The 17,387-nt window shown below is 60.6% G+C and carries 11 protein-coding genes; 5 read left to right on the forward strand and 6 right to left on the reverse strand.

Annotated elements, in window-relative coordinates:
• Positions 1-220: 220 nt before the first annotated feature.
• Positions 221-1,273: an autotransporter outer membrane beta-barrel domain-containing protein gene (locus D8U61_RS10505; protein ID WP_123442548.1), complete on the forward strand. Its 1,053-nt coding sequence runs from the start codon at positions 221-223 to the stop codon at positions 1,271-1,273.
• A gap of 116 nt (positions 1,274-1,389) precedes the next feature.
• On the opposite strand, the gene glgB is transcribed toward D8U61_RS10505, so the two are convergent.
• From glgB to D8U61_RS10520, 3 genes are all read right to left on the reverse strand, one after another.
• Positions 1,390-3,621 carry a 1,4-alpha-glucan branching protein GlgB gene (glgB, locus tag D8U61_RS10510; RefSeq protein WP_125926885.1) on the reverse strand — a complete coding sequence of 744 codons (2,232 nt, stop codon included), beginning with the start codon at positions 3,619-3,621 and terminating at the stop codon, positions 1,390-1,392.
• Positions 3,622-3,623: 2 nt separating this feature from the next.
• Positions 3,624-6,965: a maltose alpha-D-glucosyltransferase gene (treS, locus tag D8U61_RS10515; RefSeq protein WP_130926881.1), complete on the reverse strand. Its 3,342-nt coding sequence runs from the start codon at positions 6,963-6,965 to the stop codon at positions 3,624-3,626.
• 186 nt (positions 6,966-7,151) lie between these two features.
• Complete coding sequence (locus D8U61_RS10520; protein WP_130926882.1) at positions 7,152-9,149, reverse strand: alpha-1,4-glucan--maltose-1-phosphate maltosyltransferase; 1,998 nt, start codon at positions 9,147-9,149, stop codon at positions 7,152-7,154.
• A gap of 217 nt (positions 9,150-9,366) precedes the next feature.
• Here D8U61_RS10520 and D8U61_RS27790 point away from each other — a divergent pair, with 217 nt between their 5' ends.
• On the forward strand, positions 9,367-9,525 hold the full coding sequence (locus D8U61_RS27790; protein WP_163012245.1) for a hypothetical protein: 159 nt from the start codon (positions 9,367-9,369) through the stop codon (positions 9,523-9,525).
• A gap of 140 nt (positions 9,526-9,665) precedes the next feature.
• Here the strand turns inward: D8U61_RS27790 and D8U61_RS10525 are convergent, their stop codons facing one another.
• On the reverse strand, positions 9,666-10,178 hold the full coding sequence (locus tag D8U61_RS10525; protein WP_122698345.1) for an MgtC/SapB family protein: 513 nt from the start codon (positions 10,176-10,178) through the stop codon (positions 9,666-9,668).
• A gap of 123 nt (positions 10,179-10,301) precedes the next feature.
• Here D8U61_RS10525 and D8U61_RS10530 point away from each other — a divergent pair, with 123 nt between their 5' ends.
• From D8U61_RS10530 to mapR, 3 genes are all read left to right on the forward strand, one after another.
• Entirely contained in the window at positions 10,302-10,550 is a 249-nt protein-coding gene (locus tag D8U61_RS10530) for a DUF3203 family protein (RefSeq protein WP_016774630.1), read from the forward strand.
• A gap of 195 nt (positions 10,551-10,745) precedes the next feature.
• Positions 10,746-12,176 (forward strand): cytochrome c oxidase accessory protein CcoG, encoded by a 1,431-nt coding sequence (gene ccoG / locus D8U61_RS10535; RefSeq protein WP_130926883.1) that lies wholly within the window; start codon positions 10,746-10,748, stop codon positions 12,174-12,176.
• A 238-nt stretch (positions 12,177-12,414) separates the two neighbouring features.
• A complete protein-coding gene (gene mapR, locus D8U61_RS10540; protein WP_125916197.1) occupies positions 12,415-13,824 on the forward strand; it encodes a GntR family transcriptional regulator MpaR in 1,410 nt (469 codons plus the stop codon).
• 131 nt (positions 13,825-13,955) lie between these two features.
• On the opposite strand, the gene D8U61_RS10550 is transcribed toward mapR, so the two are convergent.
• Positions 13,956-14,702 carry an SDR family oxidoreductase gene (locus D8U61_RS10550; protein ID WP_123442552.1) on the reverse strand — a complete coding sequence of 249 codons (747 nt, stop codon included), beginning with the start codon at positions 14,700-14,702 and terminating at the stop codon, positions 13,956-13,958.
• 170 nt (positions 14,703-14,872) lie between these two features.
• Positions 14,873-16,954, reverse strand: a complete 2,082-nt coding sequence (locus D8U61_RS10555; protein ID WP_125926888.1) for an EAL domain-containing protein — start codon at positions 16,952-16,954, stop codon at positions 14,873-14,875.
• Positions 16,955-17,387 lie beyond the last annotated feature (433 nt).

The raw sequence follows: 17,387 nt of genomic DNA on the forward strand, positions 1-17,387 counted from the left end.
GCTGATTTAAGCGCGCCATTCATCGTGCATTTTCTTGACGCGCAGGCGTCACTCTTCTTATCTCTACCTTACTACCCCCGGAATCACTACTGGGGCTGACCTTCCGGCACTCGCGAAATCGAGCAGCCGCGGTTCGCCCCGCTCTATTCGGTCGCCCCTCGTTCGGGGTAGGAGAGGCGCCAAACACGAGATGACGCATGCGCTTGCAAGGTAGACCTCCATGAAAACTTCACTGACCCCACACGAACTGAAAATCACTCTTTGCACAGTGTCAGGTTCACTGCTGCTGTGCTCGTCCATGGAGGCGCATGCGGGATCTGCGGCGGACGAACCCGCGTGGTATCACGCCGACGTACCGGTGCTGACCCTGCCAGCAACCGTGATAACACCCGGACCGCTGCCATTGAGTCAGCAGAGTTCGCGCCTGATCACTGAGGATCTTGCCCCATCTGCCTGGGACGAGCTGTACGGCAAAAGCGCTCGGCAAGCACAGACCGACGCACTTTCATCCGGTTATGCGATGGCCGCTGGTGAGTTCAAAGGTCCGGCCGTAGTCACGTTGAAAAGCGCTAACGGGACCACTCAGACCCTTGGTCTTATAGGTGGCGACAATCAGGTCCAGCTGAATGCCGATGGTGCGCTGACCCGACGTGCCCTCGCCGACCGCAACACTGACAGCCTCAACCTGCAAGGCCAGAGCCTCGGCGCCTATTACAGTCTGGTGGGTGCGCAAGGCTGGCACGTCGACCTGTCGGCCAGCGGCGGTCGGGTCAGCGGCTTCAGTCGCACTGCGCAAGGTAATCGGCAAGCCACCGAAGGCAATGCGATGACCTTTTCCGTCGAAGGCGGTTACCCGATCGGCTTGAGTGAAAACTGGGTGGTCGAGCCGCAGGCACAACTGATCAACCAGCGCATCAGTCTCGACGCTCCGTACGCCGGCTCGGGCAATGCCTCTTCCACCGACCTGACCGCGTGGAGTGGCCGCGTCGGTGCGCGGTTGAAAGGCAGTTATGACTTGAACGGGTTGCCTGTCGAACCCTACGTGCGCACCAACCTTTGGCACACCGTTTACACCGGCAGCACGGTGACGCTCGATCAGGTCGACAAGATCAGCAGCAGCCGCAAGTCTTCAACAGTGGAATTGGGTTTGGGACTGGTGGCGCGGGTCACACCGGCGGTAAGCCTGTACATGAGCGCCGATTACAGCAGCGATGTGGATGACAATGACCTGAACGGGATCATCGGCAGCCTTGGCGTGCGGATGCGCTGGTGATCTGCTGAACGCTGAAGAACCTTGTGGGAGCGAGCCTGCTCGCGAAAACGGTGCCACCCTCAACATCATTGTTGACTGACATGGCGCCTTCGCGAGCAGGCTCGCTCCCACAGCTGCTAGCCCTGCGGCTTGAGAATCAACACCGCCAACGGCGGAAGATTCAGTTCCAGCGACAACGATTGACCATGACTCGGTACTTCATCGGTCAATGCCCCGCCACCATTGCCATAGTTGGAGCCGGCGTAAATGTCGGCGTCACTGTTGAACAGCTCGGTCCAGCGCCCGGCAAACGGCACGCCGACCCGATACGCCTGGCGCGGTACCGGTGTGAAGTTGGCGACGACCAAAACCGGCGAGCCGTCCTTGCTCCAGCGTAGCCATGCGTAAACGCTGTTGATCGCATCATCGCCAATCAACCACTGGAAGCCTTGCGGCGCGTCGTCCTGATCGTGCAGCGCCGGCTCTTCGCGATACAGCCGGTTGAGATCGCCAACCAGTTTCTGCACGCCTTTGTGCTCGGAATACTGCAGCAGGTACCAGTCCAGCTGCTGATCGTGGTTCCACTCGCGCCACTGGCCAAACTCGCAGCCCATGAACAGCAATTTCTTGCCCGGGTGCGTCCACATGAAGCTCAGATAAGCGCGCAGGTTGGCGAACTTCTGCCAGCGGTCGCCGGGCATCTTGTCGATCAGCGAGTGCTTGCCGTGCACCACTTCGTCGTGGGAAATCGGCAGGATGAAGCGTTCCGACCAGGCATAGACCAGACCAAAGCTCAACTCGTTGTGGTGATGGGCGCGGTACACCGGGTCCTGCTGGATGTAGTGCAGCGAATCGTGCATCCAGCCCATGTTCCATTTGTAGGAAAAGCCCAGGCCGCCCTGCTGGGTGCTCTGGCTGACGCCCGGCCATGCGGTGGACTCTTCGGCGATCACCAGCGCACCCGGCGCTTCCAGTTCAACCACGTCGTTCAAATGACGCAGGAAGTCGATGGCCTCCAGATTCTCCCGACCACCGTGGCGGTTCGGCACCCATTCGCCAGCCTTGCGCGAATAATCGCGATACAGCATCGAGGCCACCGCATCGACACGCAGGCCGTCGATATGGAAGTGTTTCAGCCAGTGCAGCGCCGAGGCCAGCATGTAACCGTGCACTTCGGTGCGACCGAGGTTGTAGATCAGCGTGTCCCAATCCTGATGGAAGCCTTCCAGCGGATTGCCGTACTCGTACAGCGCGGTGCCGTCGAACTGCGCCAAGCCATGGGTATCGGTGGGGAAATGCGCCGGTACCCAGTCGAGAATCACCCCGATGTCGGCCTGGTGACAGGCGTTGACGAACGCGGCGAACTGATCCGGTGTGCCGTAACGTGCGCTCGGCGCGAACTGCGAAAGCAACTGGTAACCCCAGGAACCACCGAACGGGTGCTCCATGATCGGCATCAATTCGATGTGGGTGAATCCCAGCTCTTTCACATAAGGAATCAGCCGCTCGGCCAGTTCCGGCCAGGTGTACTGGCGCGCGACTTCGCCGAGATCATCCAGCTCGCACTGCCAGGAGCCGGCGTGCAACTCGTAGATCGACAAAGGTTTGGAGCGCTGCTGGCGATCCTGACGGGAATTCATCCACTCGTGATCCTGCCAGTCGATTTGCAACGGCGAGGCGACTTTCGAGGCGGTATCCGGTGGCAGGCTGGTGGCCAGCGCCATCGGGTCGGCCTTGAGCGGCAGAATGCCGTGAGCGCCGAGGATTTCGTATTTGTACAACTCCCCCGCTTGCAGGCGAGGGATGAACAACTCCCACACGCCCGAAGGATGGCGCAGGCGCATTGGGTGACGGCGACCGTCCCAGACGTTGAAATCGCCGACCACCGAGACACGGCGGGCATTCGGCGCCCACACGGCAAAGCGCACGCCGTCAACGCCATCAACGGTTTTCAGCTGTGCACCGAGGCAAGCGCTAAGGTCACGGTGATTGCCTTCGGCGAACAGATACAAATCCATTTCGCCCAGCAGCTGACCAAAGCTGTACGGATCTTCGGCGACCTGCTCGCCACCGGCCCAGCGCGTGCGCAACAGGTACGGTCGCGCCTGATCGAAATGGCCGACAAACAGCCCCGGCGTCTCGGTCATCTCCAGCGGGCCAAGCTCTTCGCCGCTGTCCTTGTCCAGCACCGCCACACTCAGCGCACCGGGCAGATAAGCGCGGATGAATTGCCCACCAGCGCCATCGCCGTGCGGACCGAGAATGGAAAACGGGTCCTGATGTTCGGCGCGTACCAAGGCATCAATGTCGCGTGCCGAGGGTAACAATGCTTCCTTTACCACACCCTGTTCCTTGTTCGAGAAACTCATGACTACTCTCCACCAAGATCGGAAAAGGGTTTAAGCCCTGTCAATAATCCATACAAGCCGTGCAATGGCACGGGCAGCCACGTTGGGCGGTTTTCCGCCTCGTAGGCCACTTCATAAGCGGCTTTTTCCAGGCCAAACAACGCCAGCGCGGCGTCGGCACCCTGAGGATCCTGCCAGGCATGCTCAAGACTAGCTGCTGCCTCGCGGTATGCCTGGACAAATGCCTCGCGTGCTTCGCGCAGATAACGCTCGGCGACCCGTTTACGCGCCGCTTCGGCTTCGGTGCTGTTATCAACGTTGTGTACGTTGATGGTCATCGCCGCTGCGTAATCGAACGAACGCAGTACGCCGCTGACATCCTTGTACGGGCTGTGCTTGCCGCGACGCTCACTCAACGGCCGCGCCGGTTCGCCCTCGAAGTCGATCAGGTAGGCATCGCCCTTGATCACCAGCACCTGACCCAAATGCAAGTCGCCATGCACCCGGATGCGCAAGCCGCCAGTGGCTTTCTTCGCCAGATCCTGCACATGGGCAAGAATGGTTTTTTTCTCGTCGAGCAGACGCTTGACCAGTTTCTGGTCCGCCGCGTTCAACTCGCCTTGATGCTGCTTGAGCAGTTTCAAGGCATGTTCGACCTGGGCGGTGACATCCCTGGCCGTCGCGGCCATGTCCTTGCTCGACGACACTTGCGGCGCAAAGTCCGCGTTGTCGGTTGGCGCAGCGAGCACCTGATGCATCTCGCCCAGACGTTGGCCGAGCATGCCGGCGAAGTCCTTCAGCTCGCCGAGGGCGTTGTAATGCTGCTCCTGCTCGGACATGGCGTCGGCCAGTTCATCACGCAGCGCCCGTTCAAGGTTGTTCTGCGTCCATTCCCACGCGTCGCCCTGATTGCTCAGATAGCCTTGGGCGATCATCAGCAGATTGTCTTCACCCAGAGCATCGCGGCGAATCACCGAACCCAGCAGTGGCGAGATATTGGCAAACCCGGCCTCGGTCAGGTAAGCGCTCATCTCCAGTTCCGGGTGTACGCCAGAAGCCACTTTGCGTATCAGCTTAAGCACCAGGCTGTTGCCAACAACCACGGAGCTGTTCGATTGCTCGGCCGACAGGTAGCGCACATCCGACTCGGCGCCGAGGCCGAGCTTTTCCAGATGATCTGTCTGTTCGAAGCGGATTTCGCCTTCGATCGACTCCAGTATGGTGTTGTTCTGCATGCCTTGCAGAACGGCGCGGACGAAGGTTTCCAGACTGAACGCATCGGTAATCAGGCCGACCTGACGCACACGGCGTACACGCGATAGCGCCAATTGCTGCGGCAACGGCGGGCCGACATGGTCTTCGGCAATGAAGCCGAACGGCAGTTGATAACGGTTGGTCTGGCCACCGCTGGTGACTTCGATTTCGCTGAGCAGCACTGGATGCTGGGCATCACCGAAACGCACGCCATAAGCCAGATTGACCTTCTCGATCGCCGCGTCCTTGCCGGCGAACCAGCGACGGTTCTGCAGCCAGCTCGGCAGAATGCTTTGCTCCAGCGTCGTACGCGACGGCGCTTCGAGCAATTCTTCCATGCGTTTTTTCAGCACCAGCGTGGTGAAGTCCGGCAGGCTCTGCGCCGGCTCGACGTGCCAGCTCGGCATCTGGTTCTCCGCTGCCAGCGCGAACCAATAGAAGCCGTACGGCGCCAGGGTCAGAAGGAAATTCAACTGACCGATCGGCGGGAACGCGTTACCGCCGAGCATTTCCACCGGCACCATGCCGACATACGCCGACAGATCCAGCTCCACTGCTTGCGCACTGCGCGAGACGTTGGCCACGCACAGGATGATTTCGTGCTTGCCGTCGGCATCGGTGTATTCGCGGGTATAAGCCAGCACGCGACGGTTGGCCGGCGAGAGCATTTTCAACGTACCACGGCCGAAGGCTTTCGATTGCTTGCGCACGGCCAGCAGGCGCCGCGTCCAGTTCAACAGCGAATGCGGATCGCCCGACTGGGTTTCGACGTTGACCGACTGATAGCCATACTGCGGATCCATGATCGGCGGCAGTACCAGACTGGCCGGATCGGCGCGGGAGAAACCGCCGTTGCGGTCGATCGACCACTGCATCGGCGTACGCACGCCGTCGCGGTCGCCGAGGTAGATGTTGTCGCCCATACCGATTTCGTCGCCGTAATACAGGGTCGGCGTGCCGGGCATCGACAGCAGCAGGCTGTTGAGCAGTTCGATGCGGCGACGGTCGCGTTCCATCAACGGTGCGAGACGACGGCGAATACCGAGGTTGATCCGCGCGCGACGGTCAGCCGCGTAATAATTCCACAGGTAATCGCGCTCACGGTCGGTGACCATTTCCAGGGTCAGCTCATCGTGGTTGCGCAGGAAAATCGCCCACTGGCAATTCGCCGGAATTTCCGGGGTCTGCCGGAGAATGTCGGTGATCGGGAAGCGATCTTCCTGCGCCAGCGCCATGTACATGCGCGGCATCAGCGGGAAGTGGAAGGCCATGTGGCATTCGTCGCCATTGACCCCAGCGGCATCGGTGTCACCGAAATACAGCTGAGTGTCTTCCGGCCACTGATTGGCCTCGGCCAGCAGCATCCGGTCGGGGTAGTTGGCGTCGATCTCGGCACGGATCTGCTTGAGGACGTCGTGGGTCTCGGGCAGGTTTTCGTTGTTGGTGCCGTCGCGCTCGATCAGGTACGGAATCGCGTCAAGGCGCAGGCCGTCGATGCCCATGTCCAGCCAGTAGCGCATCACCGACAACACGGCTTTCATCACTTGCGGGTTATCGAAGTTCAGATCCGGCTGGTGCGAATAGAAGCGGTGCCAGAAGTACTGACCGGCGACCGGGTCCCAAGTCCAGTTGGACTTTTCGGTGTCGAGGAAGATGATTCGCGTGCCGTCGTATTTCTGGTCGTCATCGGACCAGACGTAGAAATCCCGCGCCGCCGAACCCGGCTTGGCTTTACGCGCACGCTGGAACCACGGGTGCTGGTCGGAGGTGTGATTGATGACCAGCTCGGTGATTACCCGCAGACCGCGCTTGTGCGCTTCGGCAATGAAGCGCTTGGCGTCGGCCATGGTCCCGTAGTCGCTGTGCACGCCACGGTATTCGGCGATGTCGTAACCGTCGTCGCGACGTGGCGAGGGATAGAACGGCAGCAGCCAGATGGTATTGACGCCCAGGTCGGCAATGTAATCGAGTTTGGCGATAAGCCCGGGAAAGTCGCCGATCCCGTCATTGTTGGAGTCGAAAAACGATTTGACGTGAACCTGATAGATCACCGCGTCCTTGTACCAGAGCGGGTCTTTGATGAAGGCGGCTGCCTTGGGTTTCTTCGCCATGTGGAACTCCTGAAAAATTCTCTGATACACCGAGGGACTCGCAGTGGTGAGCCCCTGTGGCGAGGGGATTTATCCCCGTTCGGCTGCGCAGCAGTCGCAAATTGTTAACGCGGTGCAGCTTGAAAAAAGGGGCCGCTGCGCGCCCCAACGGGGATAAATCCCCTCGCCACGGAGGCGGTGCCAATGTTACGAAGCTGAAATCCGCCAAATCCCGAACGGCTGATACGCCGGGTCAATGCGCATGAACTGATATTTGCCGTGCCAGTCCCAGCGATGGCCGTTCATCAAATCTTCGCCATGGGTGGTGGCATCGTCCGGCAGGCCCATTTCCCACAGCGGCAGTTCGAAATTCGCTTCCTGCACGTTATGCGGATCGAGGCTGACCGCGACCAGAATGAAATTGCTGCCATCGGCGCTGCGCTTGCCGAAGTACAGAATGTTGTCGTTCCAGGCGTTGTAGATTTTCAGCCCCAGATGCGTGTGCAGCGCCGGGTTCTGCCGGCGGATGCGGTTGAGCTGAGCGATCTCCGCAATGATGTTGCCCGGCGCGGTGAAGTCGCGGACGCGGATCTCGTATTTCTCCGAATCCAGGTATTCCTCTTTGCCTGGCACCGGCGCCGATTCGCACAATTCGAAACCGGAATACATCCCCCACAGCCCCGAACCCATAGTCGCCAGCGCCGCGCGAATGAGGAAACCGGGACGCCCCGACTCATGCAAAAACGCCGGGTTGATGTCCGGGGTATTGACGAAGAAATTCGGCCGGTAGCATTCGCGCCACGGCGACTGGTTCAGCTCGGTGAAGTATTCCGCCAGCTCGGCCTTGGTATTGCGCCAGGTGAAATAGGTGTAGCTCTGCGAATACCCGACCTTGCCCAGACGCGCCATCATCGCCGGCGTGGTGAAGGCCTCGGCGAGGAAGATCACTTCCGGATACAGCGTGCGCACATCGGCGATCAGCCATTGCCAGAACGGCAGCGGTTTGGTGTGCGGGTTGTCGACGCGGAAGATCTTCACGCCTTCCTTGACCCAGCCGACGACGATGTCGCGCAACTCGACCCAGAGGCTCGGAATCGCGTCCGGCGCATAGAAATCGACGTTGACGATGTCCTGGTATTTCTTCGGCGGGTTTTCGGCGTATTTGATCGTGCCGTCCGGGCGCCAGTTGAACCAGCCCGGATGCTCCTTGAGCCATGGGTGATCCTGGGAACACTGGATAGCGAAGTCGAGCGCGATTTCCAGGCCATGGTCGGCGGCGGCAGCCACCAAACGGTGGAAATCTTCACGGGTGCCGAGTTGCGAGTGAATCGCTTCGTGGCCACCCTCCTCGCTGCCGATCGCATACGGACTGCCGGGATCGTCCGGGCCGGCGGTGAGGGAATTGTTGCGGCCCTTGCGGTGGGCGCGGCCGATCGGGTGAATCGGCGTGAAATACAGCACGTCGAAGCCCATGTCCTGAATCATCGGCAGACGCGAATGCACATCGTTGAAAGTGCCGTGACGCTGGGGATCGTCGGTGATCGAGCGCGGAAACAGCTCATACCAACTGGCGAACTCGGCCAGTTCGCGCTCGACGTCCATGGGGAATTCGGCGCTGACGCTGAGGTAGGCGCGGTGATCGGCCTGAGCCATCAGCTCTGCACTGCGCGAGTGCAGAAATAGTGCGACCTGCTCGGTTTCGAGCAGGCCCGACAATTCATGGTGCAGCGCCGCGAGCTGCTCGCTGAGCTGGCCTTCGCTGCGTTCGGCGGCCTGTTGCACCATCGTGCGGCCTTCCTGCAGCTCCAGAGAAACCGGCACCGCCGCGCTGTGCTTCTTTTCCAGTTCGTACTGGAAGCTGGCGAAATGGTCGATCCACGCTTCGATGCAATACAGGTAGCGGCCCTGCTCTTCGGGGCGGAACTGGCCTTGCCAGGTGTTGTTGCCCTGATCGGACATGACGTCGGTCTGCCAGGTTTCCTGGCCTTCCTCGCGCCAGCGGATGCGCACGGCGAGCTTGTCATGGCCGTCGGCAAAGACTTTGCTGGTCACCACCACTTCGCGCCCGGCAATCGATTTGGCGGCGAACTGGCCGCCGTCGAGAGTCGGCATGGTGTTTTCGATGACGATACGTGGCAGCAGCAACGCCTGCGACAGCGGCATGTGCGGGTTGTAACTCAGCTCTGAAGGTCTTTCAGCAGTCATTGAGCATCTCTCCTTAACGCCCCAAGGACGCTCTTGTGCCGGAACAGTATTCGCGACAAAGCGCCGGCCCTGTCATGAACTCACTTAGGTTCCGAGCAACCGGCGCGGGGAAAAGTTCAGATGAAATTAACAAGACAAATCTGCGGATCGAATTTGTCGTGGCCGGGTCAACTCACTTAAGCACGTCCCACGCCATGTGCCATACGGAGGTCACCTGATGAGCATCCCGATCCCGGCGGAAACGCCCGATCCGAACATCGACAAACCCACCCTGCCGGATACCGAACCGCCACCGGTGCCCGAGCAAGAGCCGCCAGGCACCACGCCACCACCGAAAGAAGAGCCACCGAGCACGATGCCGCCGGTGATCGTCTGACCCCTGCCCCCTTGATCGTTCCCACGCGCAGCAAAGGAATGCACCCCGGGACGCTCTGCGTCCCATCCAGAGCCGAACGCGGAGCGTCCGTTGAAGCATTCCCACGCGGAGCGTGGAAACGATCATCAGTTGGCGCTGAGTCAGAGGTGGTCATTCTTGTCGACATCCTTTTCGAACACTCTCACCACGTACGGCATCACGCTGAAGATCGCCAGTGCCAGAATGGTACTGAGCAATGCCGTCGCTTCCTTGCCCAGCCCCGCCGCCACGCCGATCGCCGCCGTCATCCATAAGCCCGCCGCCGTGGTCAGGCCTTTGACATGGGCCTCGTCGCCCTGTTGATTTTTCAGAATGGTGCCGGCGCCGAGAAAGCCGATGCCGGCAATCACGCCCTGCAATACGCGACTCATCGCATCGGATTCTGCGCCCGAGGTCTGCGGCACCAATACGAATAGCGCAGCACCCAATGCCACCAGCATGTGCGTGCGCACGCCCGCTGCCTTGCCTTTATGCTCGCGCTCGAAACCGAGTATCCCGCCGAGAACCGCCGCCATCACCAAGCGTACGGTGATTCGGGTCATTTGCGAGGCATCACCGATATCGGCAAACTCGGCTTGCATCGTGGCCCACACTTCATCCCACCAGTCTTCCATCGTGCCTCCCTTGTTATTGGCTTGATAAGCGATGGACAACAGCGACCATTAATCGGTTGCGCAGAACGATCGGCGCGCTGCGCTTCCTAATATGCAGACCTCCCTGGAACAAGGACTGCCGCCATGCCCGTTCGAATCGATGAATCCAACCCCGAGCAGAAAGTGTGTTTTTTTACCGTCGAGCATGGTGAGGAAATTCGCATCTGCGACACCCTCGAAGTCCTGACCGATAGCGACAAAGCCATGTCGTTCGTGGAAATCGAAGGCAAACGCACCTACATCACCGAAGCAGAAGCCGATGCCTTGACCGTCGCCGGGGCCAAGGACGGGCGCAAACATCTGAAGGCCGATGACAGTGATTCGGTGGTTTGATTGATCTCGATCAACACCCGTCGCAGACGCCTGCAATAGGCGTTTGCGCCTTGCCTGGCAGGTTGCTTCACGTTGTCGCAGGCATTGCGCCAAACCTCATCTGATCCGCTTTTTATTGCCAAACCTGAGTCTGTTCTGCAAACAGATCGGCGCTCATAGTGCATCGGCCTGATGGAGGCTGATGAGCGAACGAACATGAGCGAGCAAATCCCCGTCCGAACCGTAGAAGCATCGCCAACGATAAAAAGCGTACCCGTGCGCCCACTGAAGGCGACTGCCGGATCCACCGACAAGAAAATCCACACCCGCAGTTTCACCGGCCTGTTCCGCAACCTGCGTATGAGCGGCGCCGGCGCTCTGTTCGTGCTGTTTTTCGGCACCGTGTGGCTGAACTGGGGCGGTCGGCAGGCGGTGCTGTGGGATCTGGCGGAAAGCAAATTCCACATCTTCGGCGCGACGTTCTGGCCGCAGGATTTCATTCTGCTCTCGGCGCTGTTGATCATTGCCGCGTTCGGACTCTTCGCCATCACCGTGTTTGCCGGTCGCGTCTGGTGCGGTTACACCTGCCCGCAGAGTTCGTGGACGTGGATCTTCATGTGGTGCGAGAAGATCACCGAAGGCGAGCGCAACCAGCGGATCAAACTGCAAGCGGCGCCATGGAACCTGAACAAACTGGCGCGGCGTGCCGCCAAACACACATTGTGGCTGGCGATCAGCGTGATGACCGGCCTGACCTTCGTCGGCTACTTCACCCCGATCCGGCCGCTGGCCGAAGATCTGCTGACCCTGCAGATCGGTGGCGTCAGTCTGTTCTGGGTGCTGTTCTTCGCCGCCGCCACCTACATCAACGCCGGTTGGCTGCGTGAGGCGGTGTGCATGCACATGTGCCCGTATGCGCGGTTCCAGAGTGTGATGTTCGACAAGGACACGCTGACCATTGCCTACGACGCCGCACGCGGCGAAAACCGCGGCCCGCGCAGGCGTGACGTGCGCCCGGTCGAAGCCGGCCTGGGTGATTGCATCGACTGCCAGTTGTGCGTGCAGGTTTGCCCGACAGGCATCGACATCCGCGATGGCTTGCAAATGGAATGCATCGGCTGCGCAGCATGCATCGACGCCTGCGATTCGATCATGGACAAAATGCATTACCCGCGCGGCCTGATCCGCTACAGTTCCGAGCGCGAATTGCAGGGCGGCAAGACCAACCTGCTGCGTCCGCGTTTGATTGGCTACACGGCGGTGTTGTTGTTGATGATCGGCGCGTTGGCGCTGGCATTGATCGAGCGACCGATGGTGTCGCTGGACGTAACCAAGGATCGCGGGCTGTTTCGTGAGAACGCCCAGGGGCAGATCGAGAACATTTATTCGCTGAAAGTGATCAACAAGACTCAGCAACGGCAGGATTACCGGTTGAGTCTGGTTGATGGCGACGGGTTTGGGTTGCAGGGCAAAACGGCATTGAGCCTGGCGCCCGGGGAGATTGTCGATGTGCCGGTGTCGGTGGCGATGACCACCGAGCGCCCGGCGAGCAGTTCGCAGACGCTGAGTTTCAGGATTGAAGACAGTGACGAGCCGCAGGTATACAGCGTGGCGAAGAGCCGGTTTGTGGCGCCGATGAATCGTTGAGGAACTGGCACTGCTGCCCTCACCCCAGCCCTCTCCCGGAGGGAGAGGGAGCCGACCGAGGTGTCTGTCGCTATGCATCGACCTGAAAGACCGAGTCGATTATGGATTCGGCAAATCACTGTCAGGTCGGCGTATTTCATCAGCATCCCCCAATCAGTCCCCTCTCCCTCTGGGAGAGGGCTAGGGTGAGGGCTCCTTCCCTGACACCCCACAAAATCACGTCCACCAAGGCCCACCGATGAAACGCTACGAAAAATTCGCCGACGACATCGCTGAACTGATCCGCTCCGGCGTCCTCGGCCCCGGCCAGCGGGTGCCGTCGGTGCGCTACGCCAGCCAGACCTACGGCGTCAGCCCGTCCACGGTGTTCCAGGCCTATTACCTGCTCGAACGCCGCGGCCTGATCCGCGCCCGGCCGCGCTCCGGTTACTTCGTCAACGCCCATACACCGAGCACATTTTCCGAGCCGGTGATCAGCAGTCAGGTCAACGAATCCACCGAGGTCGACGTCAGCGAACTGGTGTTCTCGGTACTCGATTCGATCAAAGACCCCAACACCGTACCGTTCGGTTCGGCCTTCCCCAGCCCGACGCTGTTCCCGCTGCAACGCCTGTCGCGCTCCCTGGCCAGCGCCGCGCGGGAGATGGACCCGCGCATGGTCGTCACCGATATGTCGCCGGGCAACCCGCAACTGCGCCGGCAGATTGCCCTGCGCTACATGGTCGGCGGGCTGATGTTGCCGATGGAAGAATTGCTCATCACCAACGGCGCTCTCGAAGCGCTGAACCTGTGCCTGCAAGCAGTGACCGAGCCCGGCGATCTGGTGGCCATCGAGGCCCCGGCGTTTTATGCGTGCCTGCAAGTGCTGGAGCGCCTGAAGCTCAAAGCCGTGGAAATCCCCGTGCACCCGCGTGACGGCATCGACCTCGGCGTGCTCGCGCAAACTCTGGAACGCCATCCGATCAAGGCCTGCTGGTGCATGACCAGTTTCCAGAACCCGATGGGCGCGACCGTGCCCGAGGCGAAGAAACAGGAACTGGTCGAACTGCTGCGTCAGCATCAGGTGCCGCTGATCGAGGACGACGTCTACGCCGAGCTTTATTACGGGCAACAGGCGCCAAAACCGGCCAAGGCTTTTGATACCGAAGGATTGGTCATGCATTGCGGCTCGTTCGCCAAAAGTCTCGCCCCCGGCTACCGCATCGGCTGGGTGGCGGCCGGGCGTTTCGCGCAGAAGATCGAGCGACTGAAGCTGATGACCTCGCTGTGCGCTTCGATGCCGGCGCAAGCGGCGATTGCCGATTATCTGCAACACGGCGGCTACGATCGGCATCTGCGCAAACTGCGTTATGCCCTGGAAGAACAGCAGAGCGCGATGCTCGCGGCAATTGCTAGGTATTTTCCGGCGCAGACCCGGGTCAGCCAGCCGGCGGGCGGCTACTTTCTGTGGCTGGAATTGCCGGAGCAGATGGATTCGCTGAAGCTGTTCCAGATGGCCCTGGCACAAGGCATCAGCATCGCGCCGGGGCCGATTTTCTCACCGACCCAGCGCTTCAGGAATTGCATTCGCTTGAATTACGGCAGCCCGTGGACCGAAGAATCGGAAAAGGCCATGGAGACTTTGGGGCGGATTGTGCGGTCGTTCTGAGGGATAGATGTTGTCGGAACTGGCCCCTTCGCGAGCAGGCTCGCTCCCACAGTTGATTTGTGAATACAGAACCAATGTGGGAGCGAGCCTGCTCGCGAAGAGGCCGGCGTTAACACCGTAAATCCACCGGCTTAACGCCCACCCCCCAAATCAACAAACGTCCCGGTCGCATAAGAAGCCTTGTCCGACAGCAACCAGACAATCGCCTCCGCCACTTCATCCGGCCGCCCGCCCCGGGCCATGGGAATCGCCGATTCGAGCTTGCTGACCCGATCCGGGTCGCCGCTCAGGGCATGGAAGTCGGTGTAGATGTAGCCCGGACGCACGGCATTGACGCGAATGCCCTCACCTGCGACTTCTTTCGACAGACCGATGGTGAACGTGTCGAGCGCACCCTTGGATGCGGCGTAATCAACGTACTCGTTCGGCGAACCGAGGCGTGCCGCGACCGAGGAGACGTTGACGATGCTGCCGCCCTGCCCGCCGTGTTTGGGCGACATGCGCAGGATCGCGTGCTTGGCGCAGAGGATCGGCGCCAGCACGTTGGTTTTCATGATTTTGAGGATGCGGAATTCGGACATTTCATCGACCCGCGACTTCTGCCCGACGGTGCCCGCGTTGTTGACCAGCGCGGTAACCCGGCCCAGTTCGGCGTCGACGCGCTGAAACATCGCGATCACTTCGTCTTCGATGCTGACATCGGCGCGGACCGCGATGGCCTGGGCGCCCAAGGCGCGAACCTGCTCTAGTACGTTGTGTGCGGCCTGTTCATCCGACTGATAGTTGATGCAGATCCGGTAGCCCTGTTCGGCTGCCAGCAATGCCGTAGCCGCGCCGATTCCGCGCCCGCCACCGGTGATGACAATGACTTTATCCATGCTGGCCTTCCCCCACGTGCACACGTAACAGTCGGGGGAAGAATAACTGCGATTGGCGGGTTTTGCATGTGGCGCCTATTCGCGCGCCTTCGCGAGCAAGCTCGCTCCCACAAGGGAATGCGATCACCTGTGGGAGCGAGCCTGCTCGCGAAGAACGATGACTCGGTATGTCAGACCACCGCCAGCCGTTGCCCACGCACGATGTCCTGCATGAAGCGCTCCGCCGGCATCGGGTGGCCAAGCAGATAGCCCTGCAGCGAATCACAGCCCAGTTTGGTCAGGAAATCCTGTTGCGCGCCGGTCTCGACACCCTCGGCGACAATCCGCAAGTCCAAGGCCTGCCCCAGCGCAACAATCGCCGAGACGATCGCCGCATCATCGCTGTCATGTTCCAGATCACGGACGAAACCGCGGTCGATCTTCAGCTCATTGGCCGGCAGGCGCTTGAGGTACATCAGGCTGGAATAACCGGTGCCGAAGTCGTCGATCGACAGGTCGACGCCCATGTCCGACAGCTCTTGCAGCACGGTCATGCTCGCGTCAGCGTCGCTCATCGCTGTGGTTTCAGTGATTTCCAGGGTCAGGCTGTTGGCCGGCAAGTGGTGGGTCGCCAGCGCCTTGGCCACGCTTTGCACCAGCCCGGCATGACAAAACTGCAAGGCAGAGAGGTTTACGGCAATGCGCCAGTCGGTGTAACCGAGCACGTACCATTCGCGCATCTGCCGGCAGGCTTCGTTGAGCACCCATTCGCCCATCGGAATGATCAGCCCGGTTTTTTCCGCCAGATCGATGAACTTGTCCGGCATCAGCATGCCGTGCAGCGGATGCTTCCAACGCAGCAGTGCTTCGGCACCGACCGGACGGCCATTGGCGGCGTCGAATTTGGGCTGGTAATGCAGGCAGAACTGGTTGTGCTCGATGGCCGCGCGCAGGTCCTGCAACAGTTGCAGTTGTTTGCGCGCGTTGGTGTTCATCGACGCATCGAAGAAGCTGTAGCCGTTCTTGCCGCCGCCCTTGGCGTGGTACATCGCGGCGTCGGCGTTCATCAGCAGTTCCTGGGCGTTGGCGCCGTTGCCCGGATACAGGGCAATACCGACACTGGCGGAAATGTGCAGATCATGCTCGGCGACGCGGAACGTGCGACCGATCAGGCCGACCTGACGCGCGGCCAGGCTCAAGGCGTCATTGGGCTCGCTCAAACGCACCAGCAGCACGAATTCATCGCCACCGATCCGCGCCAGGGTGTCCTGGCTGCGCAAATCCTCACGCAGACGCGCGCCGACTTCGCGCAGCAATTGGTCGCCCATGTGATGGCCGAATGCGTCGTTGACCGGTTTGAAGCCGTCGAGGTCGATGAACATCAAGGCGAAGCAGCCGCCCTGCTCTTCAACTTTTCTGATTGCCTGATTGATGCGGTCGTCGAGCAACATGCGATTGGGCAGGCTGGTCAGCGGATCGTGCAAGGCCAATTGGGTGAGTTCGCGATTGGCCACCGTCAGCGAGTGCGCTAGATCAGCCGTGCGCGCTTCGAGGCGGGCGTCGAGGATCGAGGTCAACAGGGCAATCGACAGCACCGCCAGCGTGGTGACCACGACCAGACTGTCGAGGCCGTTGCCCTTCAAGCCATTGAGCGTCGCGCCGCAGAAACTGCCATCAGGAAACTGCGCCGCCGCCATGCCGGTGTAATGCATGCCAACAATCGCCACACCCATGATCACCGCCGCACCGGCACGAATCAGCCGCACATAGGGCGAATGCTGGCGCAGGCGAAAGGCAATCCACAACGCCGCTGCCGAGGCGCCGACGGCAATCAGCAGGGAGGCACTGAACAGCGTCGGGTCGTAATCGATGCCCGGGGTCATGCGCAGCGCGGCCATGCCGGTGTAGTGCATGGCGCTGATGCCCGCCCCCATGATCAGCGCACCGAAGGCCAGTTGCGCCAGTGGCAGTTTCGGTTGGCTGACCAGCCACAACGCAAAACCGCAGGACAGCACCGCGATCAGCAGCGACAGCGCAGTCAGGGTGAAGTCATAGCCCAGGTCGATCGGCAATTTGAAGGCGAGCATGCCGATGAAATGCATCGACCAGACGCCAACGCCCATCGCCAACGCCCCGCCCGCCGTCCAGAAATGCACGGCCCGGCCTTTCGCCGTGGCGATGCGCCCAGTGAGATCGAGCGCCGTGTAGGAAGCCAGAATGGCCACGCACAACGAGATGAAAACCAAAGTGAAGGAATAGCTGCCGATGAGCATGGACGTTCTCGTGACAAGCCGAAACCGTACTGCTTCCATTCTCGGTCGGGCAAATGCGGCGATTGTACTGATTGCGCGGAAGAACGCACTGACAAAGTAACCAAAATGCCATCAAGCCGATGAAACGCTTGTTCGATCGTCCTACAAGGCTCTGCGGTGGGCTTTAAGCACAACTTGTGAAAGCTATCTCACGCCGGCCACAAATCCCTGTGGGAGCGAGCCTGCTCGGGAAGGCGTCGGCACAGCCACCATCGTAGTTGCCTGACCCACCGCTTTCGCGAGCAAGCTCGCTCCCACAATTTTTCAGCGTCCAGCCACCCCTCACCATTCGAACGCGAATCCCTGTGGGAGCGAGCTTGCTCGCGAAGGCGTCGGCACAGCCACCATCGTAGTTGCCTGACCCACCGCTTTCGCGAGCAAGCTCGCTCCCACA

Source organism: Pseudomonas sp. Sample_14, from assembly GCF_004307515.1.
Taxonomy (GTDB): Bacteria; Pseudomonadota; Gammaproteobacteria; order Pseudomonadales; family Pseudomonadaceae; genus Aquipseudomonas; species Aquipseudomonas atacamensis.